This is a genomic window from Pseudomonas sp. B26(2017) (assembly GCF_002113045.1).
Lineage (GTDB): Bacteria > Pseudomonadota > Gammaproteobacteria > Pseudomonadales > Pseudomonadaceae > Aquipseudomonas.
The window spans coordinates 65,676-81,746 of record NZ_NEJJ01000016.1; the positions used below are offsets into that span (position 1 = coordinate 65,676).

General features: G+C 61.0%; 17 protein-coding genes and 1 tRNA gene. 11 read left to right on the top strand and 7 right to left on the bottom strand.

Features of this window, described 5'->3' with window-relative positions; genetic code table 11:
* Positions 1-75: 75 nt before the first annotated feature.
* Complete coding sequence (leuC, locus tag CAF79_RS22280; protein ID WP_085700327.1) at positions 76-1,497, top strand: 3-isopropylmalate dehydratase large subunit; 1,422 nt, start codon at positions 76-78, stop codon at positions 1,495-1,497.
* A gap of 3 nt (positions 1,498-1,500) precedes the next feature.
* Positions 1,501-2,109: a 3-isopropylmalate dehydratase small subunit gene (leuD, locus tag CAF79_RS22285; RefSeq protein WP_085700328.1), complete on the top strand. Its 609-nt coding sequence runs from the start codon at positions 1,501-1,503 to the stop codon at positions 2,107-2,109.
* Positions 2,110-2,146: 37 nt separating this feature from the next.
* Here the strand turns inward: leuD and CAF79_RS22290 are convergent, their stop codons facing one another.
* Positions 2,147-3,064: a LysR substrate-binding domain-containing protein gene (locus CAF79_RS22290; RefSeq protein ID WP_085700329.1), complete on the bottom strand. Its 918-nt coding sequence runs from the start codon at positions 3,062-3,064 to the stop codon at positions 2,147-2,149.
* A gap of 103 nt (positions 3,065-3,167) precedes the next feature.
* A complete protein-coding gene (locus tag CAF79_RS22295; RefSeq protein WP_085700330.1) occupies positions 3,168-4,064 on the bottom strand; it encodes a glycine betaine ABC transporter substrate-binding protein in 897 nt (298 codons plus the stop codon).
* 205 nt (positions 4,065-4,269) lie between these two features.
* Here CAF79_RS22295 and CAF79_RS22300 point away from each other — a divergent pair, with 205 nt between their 5' ends.
* Complete coding sequence (locus tag CAF79_RS22300; RefSeq protein WP_085700331.1) at positions 4,270-6,306, top strand: NADH:flavin oxidoreductase; 2,037 nt, start codon at positions 4,270-4,272, stop codon at positions 6,304-6,306.
* 48 nt (positions 6,307-6,354) lie between these two features.
* On the opposite strand, the gene CAF79_RS22305 is transcribed toward CAF79_RS22300, so the two are convergent.
* A complete protein-coding gene (locus CAF79_RS22305) occupies positions 6,355-7,131 on the bottom strand; it encodes a pyrroline-5-carboxylate reductase (RefSeq protein WP_085700332.1) in 777 nt (258 codons plus the stop codon).
* Positions 7,121-7,828 carry a TetR/AcrR family transcriptional regulator gene (locus tag CAF79_RS22310; protein WP_085700333.1) on the bottom strand — a complete coding sequence of 236 codons (708 nt, stop codon included), beginning with the start codon at positions 7,826-7,828 and terminating at the stop codon, positions 7,121-7,123. Before CAF79_RS22310 ends, CAF79_RS22305 begins: the two co-directional genes overlap by 11 nt.
* Before the next feature lie 691 nt (positions 7,829-8,519).
* Between CAF79_RS22310 and CAF79_RS22315 the strand changes: the two genes are divergently transcribed.
* The 6 genes from CAF79_RS22315 (at position 8,520) to CAF79_RS22340 (ending at position 12,147) form a co-directional block, all read left to right on the top strand.
* On the top strand, positions 8,520-8,705 hold the full coding sequence (locus CAF79_RS22315) for a DUF1843 domain-containing protein (protein ID WP_085700334.1): 186 nt from the start codon (positions 8,520-8,522) through the stop codon (positions 8,703-8,705).
* A gap of 34 nt (positions 8,706-8,739) precedes the next feature.
* Positions 8,740-9,366, top strand: a complete 627-nt coding sequence (locus tag CAF79_RS22320) for a DUF1842 domain-containing protein (protein ID WP_007955470.1) — start codon at positions 8,740-8,742, stop codon at positions 9,364-9,366.
* A gap of 39 nt (positions 9,367-9,405) precedes the next feature.
* Positions 9,406-9,984 (top strand): DUF1842 domain-containing protein, encoded by a 579-nt coding sequence (locus tag CAF79_RS22325; protein ID WP_085700335.1) that lies wholly within the window; start codon positions 9,406-9,408, stop codon positions 9,982-9,984.
* Positions 9,985-10,087: 103 nt separating this feature from the next.
* Positions 10,088-11,551, top strand: coding sequence for a GDL motif peptide-associated radical SAM/SPASM maturase (locus CAF79_RS22330; RefSeq protein ID WP_085700336.1), 1,464 nt, complete (start codon positions 10,088-10,090; stop codon positions 11,549-11,551).
* Positions 11,552-11,647: 96 nt separating this feature from the next.
* Positions 11,648-11,854 (top strand): hypothetical protein, encoded by a 207-nt coding sequence (locus CAF79_RS22335; RefSeq protein ID WP_085700337.1) that lies wholly within the window; start codon positions 11,648-11,650, stop codon positions 11,852-11,854.
* Between the two features lie 218 nt (positions 11,855-12,072).
* Positions 12,073-12,147 (top strand) — tRNA-Gln (locus CAF79_RS22340).
* 264 nt (positions 12,148-12,411) lie between these two features.
* Here CAF79_RS22340 and CAF79_RS22345 read toward each other — a convergent pair.
* The gene (locus CAF79_RS22345; RefSeq protein WP_085700338.1) at positions 12,412-12,753 is read right to left on the bottom strand and encodes a hypothetical protein; all 342 of its coding nucleotides are present in this window, start codon (positions 12,751-12,753) and stop codon (positions 12,412-12,414) included.
* A gap of 86 nt (positions 12,754-12,839) precedes the next feature.
* Positions 12,840-13,487 carry an ATPase gene (locus tag CAF79_RS22350; RefSeq protein ID WP_085700339.1) on the bottom strand — a complete coding sequence of 216 codons (648 nt, stop codon included), beginning with the start codon at positions 13,485-13,487 and terminating at the stop codon, positions 12,840-12,842.
* Between the two features lie 164 nt (positions 13,488-13,651).
* On the opposite strand from CAF79_RS22350, the gene CAF79_RS22355 reads away from it, so the two are divergent.
* Together CAF79_RS22355 and CAF79_RS22360 are read left to right on the top strand one after the other, a co-directional pair.
* On the top strand, positions 13,652-13,897 hold the full coding sequence (locus CAF79_RS22355; protein ID WP_085700340.1) for a hypothetical protein: 246 nt from the start codon (positions 13,652-13,654) through the stop codon (positions 13,895-13,897).
* 51 nt (positions 13,898-13,948) lie between these two features.
* Entirely contained in the window at positions 13,949-14,980 is a 1,032-nt protein-coding gene (locus CAF79_RS22360) for an NAD(P)-dependent alcohol dehydrogenase (protein WP_085700341.1), read from the top strand.
* 165 nt (positions 14,981-15,145) lie between these two features.
* Here the strand turns inward: CAF79_RS22360 and catA are convergent, their stop codons facing one another.
* The gene (gene catA / locus CAF79_RS22365) at positions 15,146-16,060 is read right to left on the bottom strand and encodes a catechol 1,2-dioxygenase (RefSeq protein ID WP_085700342.1); all 915 of its coding nucleotides are present in this window, start codon (positions 16,058-16,060) and stop codon (positions 15,146-15,148) included.
* Positions 16,061-16,071 lie beyond the last annotated feature (11 nt).

Sequence of the window (16,071 nt, forward strand, 5' to 3'; positions counted from 1 at the left end):
GCTCTTGATGCCGTTTCGGCGATCAATGACTCTGTCCGTACGTTGTTTTTGCACTGACAGAAAAGAGCCAACGCCATGCCCAGCCCCAGAACCCTGTATCAGAAGCACATCGACAGTCACACCGTCTGCACCCTCGACGATCAGGGCCACGTGCTGCTTTACATCGACCGCCAGGTCGCCAACGAATACACCAGCCCGCAAGCCTTCAGTGGATTGCGCGAGTCCGGGCGCGATGTCTGGCGACCTGCTGCGACACTGGCGGTGGTCGATCATGTGAATCCCACCGCACCGAAACGCATCGCGTCCATGCCTGACGCCGGGGGCGCGCGGCAGGTGTCGTACTTCGAAGAAAACTGCCGCGACTTCGGCATCGAACTGTTCGATGTACTGGACAAACGCCAGGGCATCGAACACGTGGTGGCGCCGGAACAAGGCTTCATTTTGCCGGGCATGGTGGTCGCGGCCGGTGACAGCCACACCACCACTTACGGCGCACTGGGCGCGTTCGGTTTTGGTATCGGTACTTCGGAAATCGAGCACCTGCTGGCGACACAGACTCTGGTTTACAAACGCCTGAAAACCCTGCGGGTGATGGTCAACGGTGAGCTGGCCGAAGGCGTCACGTCCAAGGACATCATCATGGCGCTGATCGAAAAGATCGGCGCGTCCGGCGCCACCGGTTACGCCATCGAATTCACCGGCCCGACCATCAGCGCCCTCAGCGTCGAGGCGCGCATGACCATCTGCAACATGGCCGTCGAAGCCGGCGCCCGAGGTGCATTCATGGCGCCCGACGACAAGGTGTTCGCGTATCTGCAACTGAAGCCGCGTGCGCCCAAGGGCAAGATCTGGGAACAGGCCGTCGAGCGCTGGAAAACCCTGCACAGCGATCATGGCGCGGTGTTTGATCGTGAAGTCAGCCTCGACGTCGCCGCGCTGGAGCCGATGGTGACCTGGGGCACCAGCCCCGATCAGGCCTCACCGGTCAGCGGACACGTGCCGGACCCGGCCTCGCAGCCCGATCCGATCCTGCGTCAGGGCCTGCAGCGCGCCCTCGACTACATGGGACTGAAACCCGGCATGCCGCTGAACGAAGTGACGATCAGCCATGCCTTCATCGGCTCCTGCACCAATGCGCGGATCGAAGACTTGCGTGACGTTGCCCGCGTGGTGCGCGGCAAGCGTGTGGCGACCCACGTGCGGGCGATGATCGTTCCCGGCTCGACGCTGGTGCGCAATCAGGCCGAGGACGAAGGCCTGGCGCAGATCTTTCTCGACGCCGGTTTCGAATGGCGGCAATCAGGCTGCTCGATGTGCCTGGCGATGAACGATGACGTGCTCGCGCCGGGTGATCGCTGTGCGTCGAGCACCAATCGCAACTTCGAAGGCCGTCAGGGCGCCGGTGCGCGCACCCACCTGATGAGCCCGGCAATGGTCGCAGCGGCGGCCATCACCGGACATTTGACTGACGTGCGCAGCGTCGCGCTGGAGGCTTGAACCATGCAACCTTTCGACACTGTCAGCGGCAGCGCCGCGCCGTTTCTTGCGTCCAACATCGACACCGACGTGATCATGCCCAAGCAGTTTCTCAAGGGCATCGATCGTCGGGGGCTGGATCGCGGGTTGTTCTTCGATCTGCGCTTTCTCGCTTCCGGCGAACCCAACCCTGAATTCGTGCTCAACCAACCGGCCTGGCAAGACGCGGCGTTTCTGGTGACCGGCCCCAACTTCGGCTGCGGTTCCAGCCGCGAACATGCGGTGTGGGGCTTGAAGCAAGTCGGCATCCGGGCCTTGATCGGCACCACGTTCGCCGGAATTTTCTACGACAACTGCCAGCGTAATGGCGTGTTGGCGATTCAGCTCGACGAGGCTCGATTCAAGCGACTTGCCGATGTCATCAGCGACCCGGCGACCGCACAGATCAGCGTGGACTTGCCCCGACAGACGATCCGGCTGGCAGACGGCACAGAGGTCACGTTCGAGATCGATCAGTTGCGCAAGCAATCACTGCTGCTGGGACTGGACGCCATCGGCACCACGCTGCAACGCACCGAGCAGATCCGCGCCTTTGAAGCGCGGCATCTGGCGGACAATCCCTGGCTGCGCTGAACACAAAAAACGGGCGACTCACTTGAGTCGCCCGTTTTCATTCCACAGACAAATAGCGGAAGTACTCTTCCAGAAATTCCACGCACACCCGCAATTTCGCCGACTCACTGAGCCGCACCGGATAGACCGCCCAGACGTTGGCGCTTTGGGTGTACTCCTCCAGCACCTGCACCAGCCGCCCTTGCTCGAGCATCGGTTTGACGTCCCACATCGAGCGCAACAGAATCCCGCCGCCGCTCAAGGCCCACTCCAGCACGATTTCGCCGCTGTTGGAGGACAGCGGGCCATTGACGCGCACCGTCTCCTCTTGCCCGTCCTTGCTCAGGGCCCAGATACCGAACGCGTTGTTGCGTTCCTTGAGTACCAGACAATCGTGGTCTTTCAGGTCTTCAAGGGATTGCGGCGTGCCCCGGCGTTCAAGGTATTCGGGCGTGGCGCACAGCACGCGCCGGTTACTGACCAGTTTGCGTGCGATGTGCTGACCCGGCACGTCGTCCCCGACGAGGATTTCCAGATCGAACCCCTCGCCCACCAGATCGACCACGCGGTCGAATACGTCCAGCCGGATATCGAGTTTCGGGCACGTTCGAGACAACTGGCTGATCGCGGGCGCCACATGATTACGGCCGAAACCGAAGCTGCTGCAAATGTGCAGCGACCCCGCCGGTTGATGCCGGGCCTGGGAAATCTCGCCGAGGAACTGATCGAAATCTCCCAGCAGTTTCTCGGCCCAAATCCGCACCCGCTCGCCGTCGTCGGTCAGCGCGATGCGCCGGGTGGTGCGGTGCAGCAGTTTGCTCGCCAGCGTGGTTTCCAGCACCGAGATGCGTTTGCTGACATAGGCCGGTGAGAAGCCCAACTCATCGGCGGCGCTGGCAAAACCGTTCTTGCGGATGACGGTAAGAAAAACCCTGAGGTCTTCGGGCAAGGGAAACTGGTCACGATTCGTGTTCATAGGCCGGTCGCCCTCGCTGTTTGTCACACATTTTGCGAAGGATAACATCGAATCAACGCCTCGCCAGCCGGGGCCCGGCGTGGGCTGAGCCCCGGCGCCGTGATCAGGGTTGTCGAGTACTGGCGGTTTGCGTGCCCGGCTCGAACATTGCTTCGAACCGCGATTTGTTGGCCGCGTAATAGGCCGCGACCGCCTGGTCCGATGAGGTCTGGCGTGCCTGCATCATCAGGGTTTCCAGATCTGCCTGCGGGATCGAGTAGTGAGCGAAAAAGTACGCCACCTGCGGATATTCCTGGCTGAACCCCTTGCGCGCCATCGCGTGAATCTGCTCGGCGCCACCGAAAATCTGCTTCGGATCATCCAGATAGCGCAGCGACCATTTGGAGAACATCCAGTGCGGGCTCCAGGCATTGACCAGTGACCATTTGTCCCGCTTCAGGTTTCGATCCAGCTCATTGAGCATGCCGCTTTCCGAAGAGGCCACCAGTTTGTAGCCATCAAGCTTGTACTCCTCGATCGCCTTGACCGTGAGCTTGTACTGGCCGTTGCCCACCTCCGAGGTGAGGATCTTGCCTTCGAGTTTTTCCTTTACTTGCGGCTTGTTCAGATCCTCGACACTGGCCACTTCACTGATCGGCACCGAGGTCGGGACGGCCATGCCGATCCGCCCTTCATACAGCACGCCGAGGTCTTCGAGGCGATCTTTGTATTTGTCGTAGAACGCCTTGTGGGTACTCGGCAACCAGACCATCGGGATCAGGTCGATATTGCCGCTGGCCAAGGCCTGAAACTGAATGCCGATATCGGCCATCACCAGTTTCACCGGTTGTTTGAGGTGATCCTGAAGCGCGGCGCTGGCGAGTTTGACGGTGATTTCGGTGTCCGACCAGTTGACCCAGCCAATGCGCACGGGTGCAGGTTCGGCGGCCTGGGCCTGTGCAGCGAGCGTGGCCAGGGTCAGGGCGAAAAGCGTATTTCGATAAGGCGAATGAGCGTTCATCAAGCGTCTTCCTGTGAGGTGGGATCGGCAGGTATGTCTCAATCTGGACGGCCTTGCGGTTGAGGCGTCTGGCGCAATCCTATGCCTGGCCGAAGCACCGCGCAAGCAAAATGTACACATGTGTCAACCATGATTGACACGCCTGTACAGTTGACCTAATTTCAAGTCGCCGAGCCTGATCAAGCCCACCCCGGAGCGCATTACCATGTCCAGCGATCCCCTGTTGCAGCCTTACAAAATCAAGAACCTGACGCTCAGAAACCGGATCATTACCACCGCTCACGAACCGGCCTACCCGGTAGACGGCATGCCCAAGGATTTGTATCGCGCCTACCACGTCGAACGTGCCAAGGCTGGTGTCGCGCTGACCATGACGGCCGGTTCCGCCGCCGTTTCCAGGGACAGCCCGCCGGTGTTCAATAACGTGCTCGCCTACCAGGATGAGGTGGTGAAGTGGCTCAAAGATCTGACCGACGAATGCCACGAGCATGGCGCGGCGGTGATGATCCAGTTGACGCATCTGGGCCGCCGCACCCGCTGGGACAAGGCCGACTGGTTGCCAGTGGTTTCGCCGTCGCACCATCGCGAAGCGGCGCACCGTTCCTTCCCGAAGAAAATGGAAGACTGGGATATCCAACGCATCATCAAGGACTATGTGGACGCCGCCGAGCGGATGCATGCTGCCGGCATGGACGGTCTGGAGTTGCAAGCCTACGGGCATCTGATGGACCAGTTCTGGTCACCCTTGACCAACGAACTCGACGGGCCGTACGGCGGCTCGCTGGAAAACCGCATGCGCTTCACCTTCGATATTCTGCGCGGGATTCGTCAGCGGGTCGGCGAGGACTTCCTGCTGGGCGTGCGCTACACCGGCGATGAAGGCTTGCCCGGTGGCTTCGATGCCAGCGAAGGTTTGCAGATTTCTCACCTGCTGAAAGACAGCGGGCTGGTGGATTTTCTCAATGTCGTACGCGGCCACATCGACACCGATGCGGGCCTGACCGATGTCATTCCGATCCAGGGCATGCGCAATTCGCCGCACCTGGATTTTGCCGGTGAAATCCGCGCGGCCACCGGTTTCCCGACCTTCCATGCGGCGAAAATCCCTGACGTCGCCACCGCTCGCCATGCCATCGCCTCAGGCAAGGTCGATATGGTCGGCATGACCCGGGCGCACATGACCGATCCGCATATCGTGCGCAAGATCATCGAAAAACGTGAGGACGATATCCGTCCCTGCGTCGGCGCCAACTATTGCCTGGACCGCATCTACCAGGGCGGCGCCGCTTACTGCATCCACAACCCGGCGACCGGCCGCGAAACCACCATGCCCCACGAAATTCCCAAGGCCGCACGCAAACGCAAAGTGCTGGTGATCGGCACCGGCCCTGCGGGACTTGAAGCCGCGCGGGTCGCGGGTGAACGCGGTCATGACGTTACGGTGCTGGAAGCGGCGGATCGCCCCGGCGGGCAGATCCGTCTGTCCGCCCTCAGCGAACGGCGGCGGGAGATGATCAGCATCATCGACTGGCGCATGGCGCAGTGCGAACGTCTGGGCGTGAAGTTTCACTTCAACACCTGGGCCGAAGCCGACACGGTACTGCAGCATGAACCGGATCTGGTGATTGTCGCCACCGGCGGTCTGCCCCACACGGACGTGCTCAGTGCCGGCAACGACCTGGTGGTTTCAACCTGGGACATCATCGCCGGTGACATCAAACCGGGCCGGCATGTCTTGATCTATGACGATGCCGGCGACCACGCTGCGCTACAGGCTGCCGAAGTCATCGCCGCCAGCGGTGCGAGTGTCGAAATCGTCACCCCCGATCGCAGTTTTGCTCCGGAAGTCATGGCGATGAATCTGGTGCCTTACATGCGCAGCCTGCAGGATCTGGATGTCACCTTTACCGTCACTTATCGCGTCGATTCGGTCGAGCGCCGCGACGGGCGCCTGGTGGCAACGCTCGGCAGTGATTACGGTACGGTGCACAAGCAGCGGGTGGTGGATCAGGTAGTGGTCAATCACGGCACGATTCCGCTGGATGATCTGTATTTCGACCTGCGCGCGCATTCGAGCAACGGCGGCGCGGTGGAACAACACAACCTGATTGCCGGCAAGGCTCAGGACATCGTCACTCACCCGCAGGGACGTTTTCAGCTGTTCAGGATTGGCGACGCCGTGGCCGCCCGCAACACCCATGCGGCCATTTACGACGCGTTACGGTTGATGAAAGACCTCTGAAACCGGCCTTCCCTCCTGTTGCGGGAGGGAAATTGCCGTATCGACCAACTACAGGCCGCGCCGGGCAACCTGGGCGCCGGCCTGTATGGCTCGTCCCACAATGTCTTCGATGTTCTGACCGGTCATCGACTGCAACGCTGCCGCCGTGACGCCGCGATAAGCCATTAAGGCATCCAGCAGAGCTTGCGGCTCCCGCTCGGCCAGCAGTTGACCGCCGCCCACCACCACCGCCCGTGCCGCCCGCTGCGCAATCCGTGCGGGAATGCCGGCCGCTTCGGCCTGACTGGCGAGTGCAGCGCACAGCAGCGCCGGAAACGCCGGCCCGGTGCCGGACAACGCGCTCAGATAATCGATGCAGTCTTCATCGGGCACCTCGTCCGCCGTGCCCACGCACTCGAACAATCGCTGCAGCCAGTCGCGCTCCTCATCGGCCAGGGAGCCGGCCACGAACCACGGTGTATAGGATTGGCGGATATCCACCGCCGCGTTCGGCATGGCCCGCACCACCACTCGCGCGCCTGTCGCGGCACTGAGGGCGGACGCTGAAATGCCAGCCATCAGCGATACCACCGGTTTGCCCCGCGCATCGATCTGCAACTTGCGAAACTGCTCGGGCCGCACAGACAGCATGACGATATCGCTGCGGTCGACCAGTGACTGGTTGTCACTCAACACCCGCACTCCCGGTGCAACATCAGCACTGCCCGAGCGGTTCGAGATCAGCAGCTCGCTCGGCCTGATGAACCCCGGAGCCAGCAACGACTCGGCAATCGCCTTTCCCAGCCAGCCCGTGCCGCCGATGATTCCCAGCGTTCTATTGGTCATCGGGCAGCGCCTCTTCGAAGGTTTCCACCAGAGGGACAAACACCCCCGGCTCCGTCTCGGCATAGCCGAACTGACCGAAAAACCGATCCAGTTCGCGTCGTTTTGGGGACTTTCCGGTGAACACGGTGACGTACTGCGGGATTCGCCGGAATCGCACGATCACGTCTTCGGTGGTTTTCATCGAGATGTAGCCGATCTGCGTCAGATAGATCGTCCGGGCGCGGGCATCGGCCGCCCCCGGCTCGTAACCGAAACGGCGAAACATCGCGGCCAGCGCATTGATTCGTGCGTCGTCGGCCAGCGCGATTTGCGCGGCGACTTCATCCGATTGCAACGCCCAGCTGCGCACTGCGAATTCAAACTGCGAATCGAACAACGCGGGGTTCAGCCAGCACTCGAAAACATTGAGGATCGCCTCGGAAACGCTTTCGGCATAACGCTCGCACTGCCCCACCAGCCCACCCGTGTTCTTGTCCCGCCAACGGGCCAGCAGCGCCGCGAGCAGTTGCTCTCGATCTTCGTAGAACCAGTAGAAGCTGGTGCGCGACAGGTTCAGTCGCTTGGCCAGCGGCATCACCCTGACTGCGTCGACTCCGGATTCCTTCAAAGCCTCATACGCGGCGTCCAGCCAGACGTCCACGGAACCGCGCCATCCTGAATCCTGAGCCTTGTTTTTTGTCCGTCCTGCCTGCGTCATTGCAATGCACCTGTCTTTGAGACTTTGACCGGACTTTACACGCGCCGTACACGCAATGTACATCGGCGTACATTTTTCATTTCCGAACGCGCTTCAGCGCCCATGTCGATCTTGTTTCAATCGCTTGAAAGCGCCGCCGAAAGGCCGACCGGGCCTGCGCCAGAATTCCTGCGTTGAACAGAAATGACCGTTCGGCGCTTTTTCTGGCAGCCCTGCAAAAACGGGTCTAGGGTTGCGTGGCTGGCAAAATACTGGCCACTTGGCAAACGTCGCTCGACGAGCGCCATCAGCAGCACTGGAAGAAAAATCAGGGATGGTTTTTGTGCTTGCGCGGGTATTGCACTCTTGAAGAGTGAACGACCTATCCCTGTGTTTCGTTGCTTTCTATCAAGGACAGAAAGATGACCAACGTACAGGCGAGATTCCCCCGATTGCCCCACCGGCAACCCCCTTCATTGACGCCCGAAGCCAGGCCTGACGGTTTTGGCTGACGATCTGGGCCGGCGTTGCGGCGCCGTCCCTGCGCGAACCCTGTTTACGGATTGATCAGATCCCGACGGATCAGGCTGTCACGTCCCCGAGAATCCCGGTTGCCGGTGATTGCGGCCGATGTCGTTCGCCTGCCTGTCAGGAAAGGCGCCCCTTCTGCGCAAGGGGTCGAGCGGCAAACACCCACGAGGAAGGCCTCGATATGACTGGTTCAAATCACAACATCCCGCCCTACGGCGTCGCCATCCAGAGCGCGATCACCGGCGGCGATCTGCAGAAGATGAAGACTTTGTTGAAGCAGCGCGATTCAACGAAGCCGGAAGCGAAGGAGCTACAAACCGCGTACGAAAACCTGGCCAAAGAAGTTTCCAGACTGGAAAAACCCTGAGGCCATTTCCCACATTGCAATGGAGGCAATCAACATGTCAGCTACTCAGCAAAATGTCGGCTTGTTCCCGGTGAGCTACCGGATCGGTACGGGTCAGCCAGGGGCGCAGAGCCTTGCGCTGAACCTGCTGGTGTCCACGCCGCAGCAGCATGTCACCGGCAACGCCGCCGTGACTCAGGCGACCAATCCGCCGCTCGACATCGACTCGGACGTCTGGGGCGAATACACCTACATGACGGTGATGAAGCCCGGTGTCAGCAAGATCCTGATCACCGCCCAGGGCAACCATGGCGGACCTGGCTCCAACTCGATCATCAACTTCAAGATCCACCTGGTGGTTGGCACCGACTGGCGCGAAGGCGTGGCCAACTATGAGTACTTCGACGGCCAGCGCTGGCACGAACTGAACAACGTGCCGGCGCATCTGGTGGAGGTGCCTTCGAACGTGCTTCAGCCGTTCAATCCCGGCCCGGTAATCGAGCCGCACAAACCGGTTCTGCCGCTGTATGCCGCGCCGATTCAGGGCGCCATCGCCAGCGGAGATCTGGCGCAGATGAAAAGCCTGTCCGCGCAGGCCAGGCAGCAGCTGGAGCAACTGCCGCTGTTGCGCAAAGCGGTGGACGACGCCAACAAAGAAATCAGCCGCGTGCAAAGTCGCTGATCGGCTAATGGAACCATTACTTTCACAAGGAGCAGCATCATGTCGATCGGACTTTTTCACACCCGCCTCATCGCCAGTAACTCACTGCTGGGCGCACCGGTTCTGACCCTCGATATCGTGGTCGATACCGTCCGCAAAAAAGTCAGCGGAACCGCGAGCGTGTTCCAGAGCACCTGGCCACCGGTGAATTTCCATGCCCGGGTCTGGGGCGACTACTCCGAGGCCAGGCTGACGCCATCCACCGAGACCTACATCATTCTCACACTTGATGGCAGCCCGAGCGGCCCGCTGAGTCAGATTGCCCAGACCTTCCACCTCAAGGGCATCCTGAACGACTGGACCAGCGGTTTTATCGATTACCGCTACAACGACGGCGGCCAGTGGCAGGACGTGCGGCACGTCGCCGTGCATCAGGCACCGAGCGTCGAACCTCTTCCGCCCGAGCATCATGTCCAGCCGCTGTACGCCGTGGCCGTGCAAACGGCGAAGGAAAGCGGTGATCTGGCGCAGTTGAAAGTCGCGGTGCAGCAAGGCGAACAACAACTGGCCCACGAGGGTGCCTTGCGCAGTGCCCTTGAACAGCTGAATGCGGAAATCGCGCGACTGGAAGCGCGCTAAGTCGTACGGCCCGGGGGCGGTCACGGGTGACCGCCCCCGGTCTTCCAGCCAATCGAGGTCAGTCCAATCGTGCCGCGCACAGGCCCGTGCGCAAGGATCTCCCATGACAGACAAGCGCCCTGCCCGCTACCTCAGCGACACCGATCTCAAACGCTACGTGCCGGTGCACGTGGTCTGGGAAATCACCCTCGCCTGCGACCTCAAGTGTCTGCATTGCGGCTCCCGCGCGGGGCATCGGCGCCCCGATGAACTCAACACCCGCGAATGCCTCGACGTGATCGATTCCCTCGCCGCCCTGGGCACCCGCGAGATCACCCTAATCGGCGGCGAAGCCTATCTGCGCAAGGACTGGACGCAACTGATCCGCGCCATCCACGACCACGGCATGTACTGCGCGATCCAGACCGGTGGACGCAATCTGACCCCGGCGAAGATGCAGGCAGCGGTCGAAGCGGGGCTCAACGGGGTCGGCATTTCCCTGGACGGACTCGCGCCGCTGCACGACAAGGTGCGCAACGTACCCGGCTCGTTCGACAAGGCCGTCGATACTCTGCGCCGGGCCAAGGCGTCTGGGCTGGCCGTCAGCGTCAACACCCAGATCGGCGCGGCCACGTTGCCGGATCTGCCAGAACTGATGGACACCATCATCGAGCTCGGCGCCACCCATTGGCAGATCCAGATCACGGTGGCCATGGGCAACGCCGTCGACCATCCTGAGTTGTTGCTCCAGCCGTACAAGCTGCTGGAAGTGATGCCGCTACTCGCCCGGTTGTACCGCGAAGGACTGGATCGCGGCCTGCTGATGAACGTCGGCAACAACATCGGTTATTACGGCCCTTACGAACATCTGTGGCGCGGCTTCGGCGACGAACGCGTGCACTGGAGCGGCTGCGCGGCCGGCCAGACCGTGCTGGCACTGGAAGCGGACGGCACGGTCAAAGGTTGCCCGTCACTGGCGACCGTCGGGTTTTCCGGCGGCAACGTGCGCAACATGAGCCTGCACGACATCTGGCACTACAGCGAAGGCATGCACTTCGGCCGTCTGCGCTCGGTCGATGACCTGTGGGGGTACTGCCGAAGCTGCTATTACAACGACGTCTGCCGGGGCGGCTGCACCTGGACGTCGCATTCGCTGCTGGGCAAACCCGGCAACAATCCTTACTGCCATTACCGAACCCTGGAACTGCAAAAACAGGGTTTGCGCGAGCGCATCGTCAAAGTCGAAGACGCCGCCCAGCGCTCGTTTGCGGTCGGACGTTTTGACCTGATCACCGAACGCATCGACACCGGCGAAAAAGTCAGCAGCGTCAGCGACAGCGGGCAAGTGATCAAGCTCGCCTGGATCAATCAGGGCCAGTCCTCCCCCGAGGAAGGACGCCTGCCGACGCAACTGGCCCTGTGCCGCGACTGCCTGCAATACATCCACCCGCACGAATCGATCTGCCCGCACTGCCACGCCGATGTCGCCGCCGCCGAGGCCCGGCACCTGACCGACCGGGCGCGTCAGCAGGCGATCATGAAGACGCTGACCGGTTTGCTGGCGGGAATGCCGAGTTCGGTGAGCTGAGATGGCAGCGGCTGCCGTTCGCCCGGTTGCCGCTAAAAATCTCGAACTCGCCCGGTGGCGCTGTATCCAACGTTTAAGCCAACGGAGGTCAGCGCCATGAACAACGACAGCAAAGCCCCACCCACTGATACGTCCGGCAAACCGGTGAATGTGGTGAAACGCGATCTTGAGGATCGGGACGACGCCACCCGTGGTGTGGATGAAGTCATCACGCCCTCATCGACCCGCACCAAGGAGCAGGACGCGGAGGAGTTGCAACGCAAGGTCGACGAAATCGAACGCAAGGTTGCGGACGGCAACTGATCGGTTCGTCGAGGCAGGTTTTCGGGCTACAGCGCTCGCGCCAGTTTTGATGGCGCTCGCTGAAAAGCCCGAAAAACCTGAGCGGCGATGCCGTCCGGGAAATAAGTAGCTGTTTTCCATGAAATTTATCTGTTTCAGGGGTTCACAGATCGAAAGAGCGCTGGTAAAGTGCCGCCCACTGTTGCAGAGGTCCTCCCGGGACTGAAACCAATAGCTACAGGGGCGTCGCCAAGCGGTAAGGCAGCAGGTTTTGATCCTGCCATGCGTTGGTTCGAATCCAGCCGCCCCTGCCATTTTTTCCTCGTTTCACCCTCTCCAGTTCCCTCTCGTTTTTTCGTTATCGATCCTTTCCTGTTTGCATGTGCACCTGGCGTATTTCTTCACGCCCGAACAATCAATAAATCGCCGCTTTCATCAGCCCTCGCATTTTTTCTGCAGAGCTGATAAAAGCGGCGATTTTTTTTCCGCAAAAAAAATGCCCCGCAAGGTGCGGGGCAAAGAATTGGTTGGTTGCGGCCAACCAAAGGAGCATCTTCAAAAGCGTTAACCGTCAGGCGTTACAGGCACTCCTGGGCAGCCCGTTCAAAACTCGACGGCAGGAAACTCGACGCCAGCAAGTGGCGCTCATACAAAAACACTTTGCCGCCGTCCTGTGCCTTGTAGGCTTCCAGCACGTTGTCCGCCGCCACCTTGCTCGGCACCACGATCCGGTAGCTGCGCTGGGTCTGCGACACCGTCGGGTTCAGCGCGCTGCCCTGCAGTTTCGGCACCACGCATTCGGCGTACTGGGCAGGCGTCTTGTGCGTCTGCAGGGTCAAAGTCGGGTCGTTCGGCGCGGAGGCGCAAGCGGTCAGCAACAAAGTGGCGCAGGCCATGACAGGGATAACAAAGGTACGCATGGAAAAAATCCTGAAAATAAAAGGTTCGGTTCTTCGGCAACGTTCAGTGTCACGGGCACTGCCGTTGCCGTTTTTGATCAAGGAGTTCAGCCTGCACTCACCAGGGCCTTGAGCGAGTCGTCGAACTGTTTCAGGGCACTCAGTTGCAGGTCGCGCTGCTGTTCGATCCCGGCAGCGATTTCAGGCGCTGCCTTGTTGTGTACCCACACCGACGGCAGTTGCTTCTCCACCGCGCCTTCAGCCTTGCCGATGTATTGCAGGTTGGCGTCATAGAAGCGTGCGGCGAACCGCGCTTCGACCTGACTGTTGCGTTGGGTCAGCAAACGGTTGTGAGTGTCGAGCATCACCACTACGTCCGGATGAGCCTGCACCAGCGCATCGAGGCTGTCGTAGACGGTTACCGAGAGAAATTGCTGTTGCAGCGAACTCATCAGCCAGTCGATGGCCAGCTCCGGATCGGAGCTGTCGACGAAGGCGTCACGAATCCGCGCATCGAGCGCATCCTTGGCGCCGTTCACCGCCACATCGTGGTAACGCTCGAGGTATTGCAGGTTGTCCAGAGTGTTTTCGCTGTACAGCACACCGACGGTTTGCGAGTGCTGCAGCGCGGCGCTGCTGGCGGCGACGGGCAGAAAATGGCACGACTGGGCATCATCTGCATAAGCCGGGGCTACGGTAGCGGCCACCCCGCCCATCAGCAGGGCGACTACAGCCAGTCGGGTCAAAGTCTTCATCGCGCAAATTCCTTCAGCGGCGTGTTCGATGGAGGCGATTTTCCGCCCATCGGCGCCAAAGCAGAACTTGCGTTTCTTGATGGTCACTATTACTTGAAGCAATAGTTGAACCCCATGCAGACTGCGCCACACTCAATCACAACGAAAACAGATGAGGATTACCCGTGCGAACCTTTGACCTGATCCGCGATGCCGTCCTGCCCGAGTTCCGCGACCGGGTGGCCGAATACCTGGTTGAATACGAAACCGTGCTGAGCCAGTCAGCGGACAATTCAGAGTCGGTACAAGCCGTGGCCAATCAGTTGCGCGGTTATCTGCGCGGCCTCAATACCACCCGAGTGCTGGGCATGGCGGACTGGGAAGAGCTGGACCGACGTGTGCTGAACACCTGGCTAGCGCCCGCTCGATGACACGCTAGACTCTTCAGGCTGCGCCCGCAGCGCCAGACCTGGAGGTGTCCCATGAGCAATAACACCGAACCCACGACATTCACCGGCTGGGCCGCCACCTCGGCCGGCGCGCCGCTGGAGCGCTTCAGTTACGACCCCGGCCCGCTGGGCGACGAAGAAGTCGAAGTCGCCGTGGAATATTGCGGCGTCTGCCATTCCGACCAGTCGCTGATCGACAACGACTGGGGTGTCAGTCAATACCCCTTCATTCCCGGCCATGAAGTGGTCGGCCGCATCGTGCGCACCGGCCCGCAGGTGCGCGGTCTGGAAATCGGTCAGCGCGTGGGAATCGGCTGGTACAAGGGCAGCTGCATGCATTGCTCGTCCTGCATCGGTGGTTCCCATCACCTGTGCGCCACCGCAAAACCGACGATTATCGGCAGCCACGGCGGTTTCGCCGATCGGCTGCGCACGCATTGGGCCTGGGCGCTGAAACTGCCGGACAACCTCGACCCGGCACTCGCCGGTCCGCTGTTCTGCGCCGGCTCCACGGTCTTCAATCCGCTGGTGGAATTCGACATCAAGCCGACCGACCGGGTCGGCGTGGTGGGCATCGGCGGCCTCGGCCATCTGGCACTGCGATTTCTCAATGCCTGGGGTTGCGATGTCACCGCGTTCACCTCTTCCCTGAGCAAACAGGACGAAGCCAAACGCCTCGGCGCCCACAAGGTCGTCGCTTCCACCGACAGCGAGGCGCTGAAAGCGATTGCCGGCACCCTGGACTTTCTGCTGATCACCGCCAACGCCAACCTCGACTGGACGGCCATGCTCGCCACCCTGCGCGGCAAGGGGCGGCTGCACTTCGTCGGCATCGTGCCCGACGCGATTCCTGTGCATGTGTTCAACCTCATCCCTCAACAGAAATCCCTGTCAGCCTCCCCGGTCGGCTCGCCCGCCACGGCAGCGACCATGCTTGAGTTCTGCGCGCGGCATCAGATCCTGCCGCAGGTCGAGGAATTTCCGATGAGCAAGGTCAATGAAGCTGTTGACCATCTGCGCAGCGGCAAAGCGCGATACCGGATTGTGTTGAACGCCAGCAAATGAACCCGAAGACGCGTGAGTCAAAAACTCACGCGCCTTTTTTGCCTGAGAAACACCTTCAAGCCCGTGCAGATCTGAGCTTTCGAACTTATTCCATAAGCCCAGCACCTGCCGATTTAGCATTACGTTTTTCAGAAGAGAGGGAGCCATGGGCTCCCTCTCCTGCCTTCAGACGTCCTGCAATGCCCTCGGTCGCTGGCTGCGCTGTTCAGCCAGCGCATCCGGCGCCTGCTGCAACTGGAAGTCGAATTTCAGTTCGGCTCGGCGTCCCGCTGCATCCTCCAGAAACTCGACCTCCCCGACCAACCCTTCCCGGGTCGCGTACGCGAAGTCATCCCACAGGTATTTGTCCCCCGACAGATTGATCTGCGTCGTCAGGTGTCGATGGCCCGGTGCGGAAATGAAGAAATGAATATGAGCCGGGCGCTGGCCGTGGCGGCCAAGCAGGTTCAGGCACTCCTGGGTCGGGCCTTGCGGGTCGCAACCATAACCGGAGGGCACGATGCTGCGGGCGCGATAGCGGCCTTCGGCGTCGGTGATGATCCGCCGACGCAGGTTGTACTCGGACTGGCTCTGATCGAAGAACGAATAGGTGCCCCTGGTGTTGGCGTGCCACAGGTCGACCGTGGCGCCGGCGAGCGGCTGACCCTGCGGGTCGAACACCTGGCCTTCGAGCAACATCAGCGTGGCGACGCCCTCTTCGCGGCCGTCGTCCATCCGGCATTCACCTTCGTACAGCGGCGCACCGGCCACGTACAACGGGCCTTCGATGGTGCGCGGCGTGCCGCCGGTCAAGCCGATCTGCGCATCCTTGGCGTCCTGCAGCAGGTCGAGGAAATGCTCCAGACCGAGGCCGGCCACCAGCAGCCCGGCCTCCGAGCGGCCACCCAGACGGTTGAGGTAGTCGACGGCTTTCCAGAATTCGTCTTCGTTGATTTCGAGGTCTTCGATGATCCGGGCGGTGTCCTGCAACACCCGCAGGACGATGGTTTTCAAGCGTGAGCTGCCGCCATCGTTGGCAAAACCGGCGGCTTCTTCGAAGAACTTCTGCAGTTCGGCAGTGTGGGCAATCTTCACGGTCATGGTGTTCACCT

Excerpts from the sequence above, each read along its gene's own strand:
- CAF79_RS22330 (WP_085700336.1), top strand. The coding sequence starts at position 10,088 with ATGACAGACAAGCGCCCTGCCCGCTACCTCAGCGACACCGATCTCAAA.
- CAF79_RS22290 (WP_085700329.1), bottom strand. The coding sequence starts at position 3,064 with ATGAACACGAATCGTGACCAGTTTCCCTTGCCCGAAGACCTCAGGGTT.
- CAF79_RS22360 (WP_085700341.1), top strand. The coding sequence starts at position 13,949 with ATGAGCAATAACACCGAACCCACGACATTCACCGGCTGGGCCGCCACC.
- CAF79_RS22345 (WP_085700338.1), bottom strand. The coding sequence starts at position 12,753 with ATGCGTACCTTTGTTATCCCTGTCATGGCCTGCGCCACTTTGTTGCTG.
- CAF79_RS22310 (WP_085700333.1), bottom strand. The coding sequence starts at position 7,828 with ATGACGCAGGCAGGACGGACAAAAAACAAGGCTCAGGATTCAGGATGG.
- CAF79_RS22305 (WP_085700332.1), bottom strand. The coding sequence starts at position 7,131 with ATGACCAATAGAACGCTGGGAATCATCGGCGGCACGGGCTGGCTGGGA.
- CAF79_RS22320 (WP_007955470.1), top strand. The coding sequence starts at position 8,740 with ATGTCAGCTACTCAGCAAAATGTCGGCTTGTTCCCGGTGAGCTACCGG.
- CAF79_RS22300 (WP_085700331.1), top strand. The coding sequence starts at position 4,270 with ATGTCCAGCGATCCCCTGTTGCAGCCTTACAAAATCAAGAACCTGACG.
- catA (WP_085700342.1), bottom strand. The coding sequence starts at position 16,060 with ATGACCGTGAAGATTGCCCACACTGCCGAACTGCAGAAGTTCTTCGAA.
- CAF79_RS22350 (WP_085700339.1), bottom strand. The coding sequence starts at position 13,487 with ATGAAGACTTTGACCCGACTGGCTGTAGTCGCCCTGCTGATGGGCGGG.
- CAF79_RS22315 (WP_085700334.1), top strand. The coding sequence starts at position 8,520 with ATGACTGGTTCAAATCACAACATCCCGCCCTACGGCGTCGCCATCCAG.
- leuC (WP_085700327.1), top strand. The coding sequence starts at position 76 with ATGCCCAGCCCCAGAACCCTGTATCAGAAGCACATCGACAGTCACACC.
- CAF79_RS22295 (WP_085700330.1), bottom strand. The coding sequence starts at position 4,064 with ATGAACGCTCATTCGCCTTATCGAAATACGCTTTTCGCCCTGACCCTG.
- leuD (WP_085700328.1), top strand. The coding sequence starts at position 1,501 with ATGCAACCTTTCGACACTGTCAGCGGCAGCGCCGCGCCGTTTCTTGCG.
- CAF79_RS22335 (WP_085700337.1), top strand. The coding sequence starts at position 11,648 with ATGAACAACGACAGCAAAGCCCCACCCACTGATACGTCCGGCAAACCG.
- CAF79_RS22325 (WP_085700335.1), top strand. The coding sequence starts at position 9,406 with ATGTCGATCGGACTTTTTCACACCCGCCTCATCGCCAGTAACTCACTG.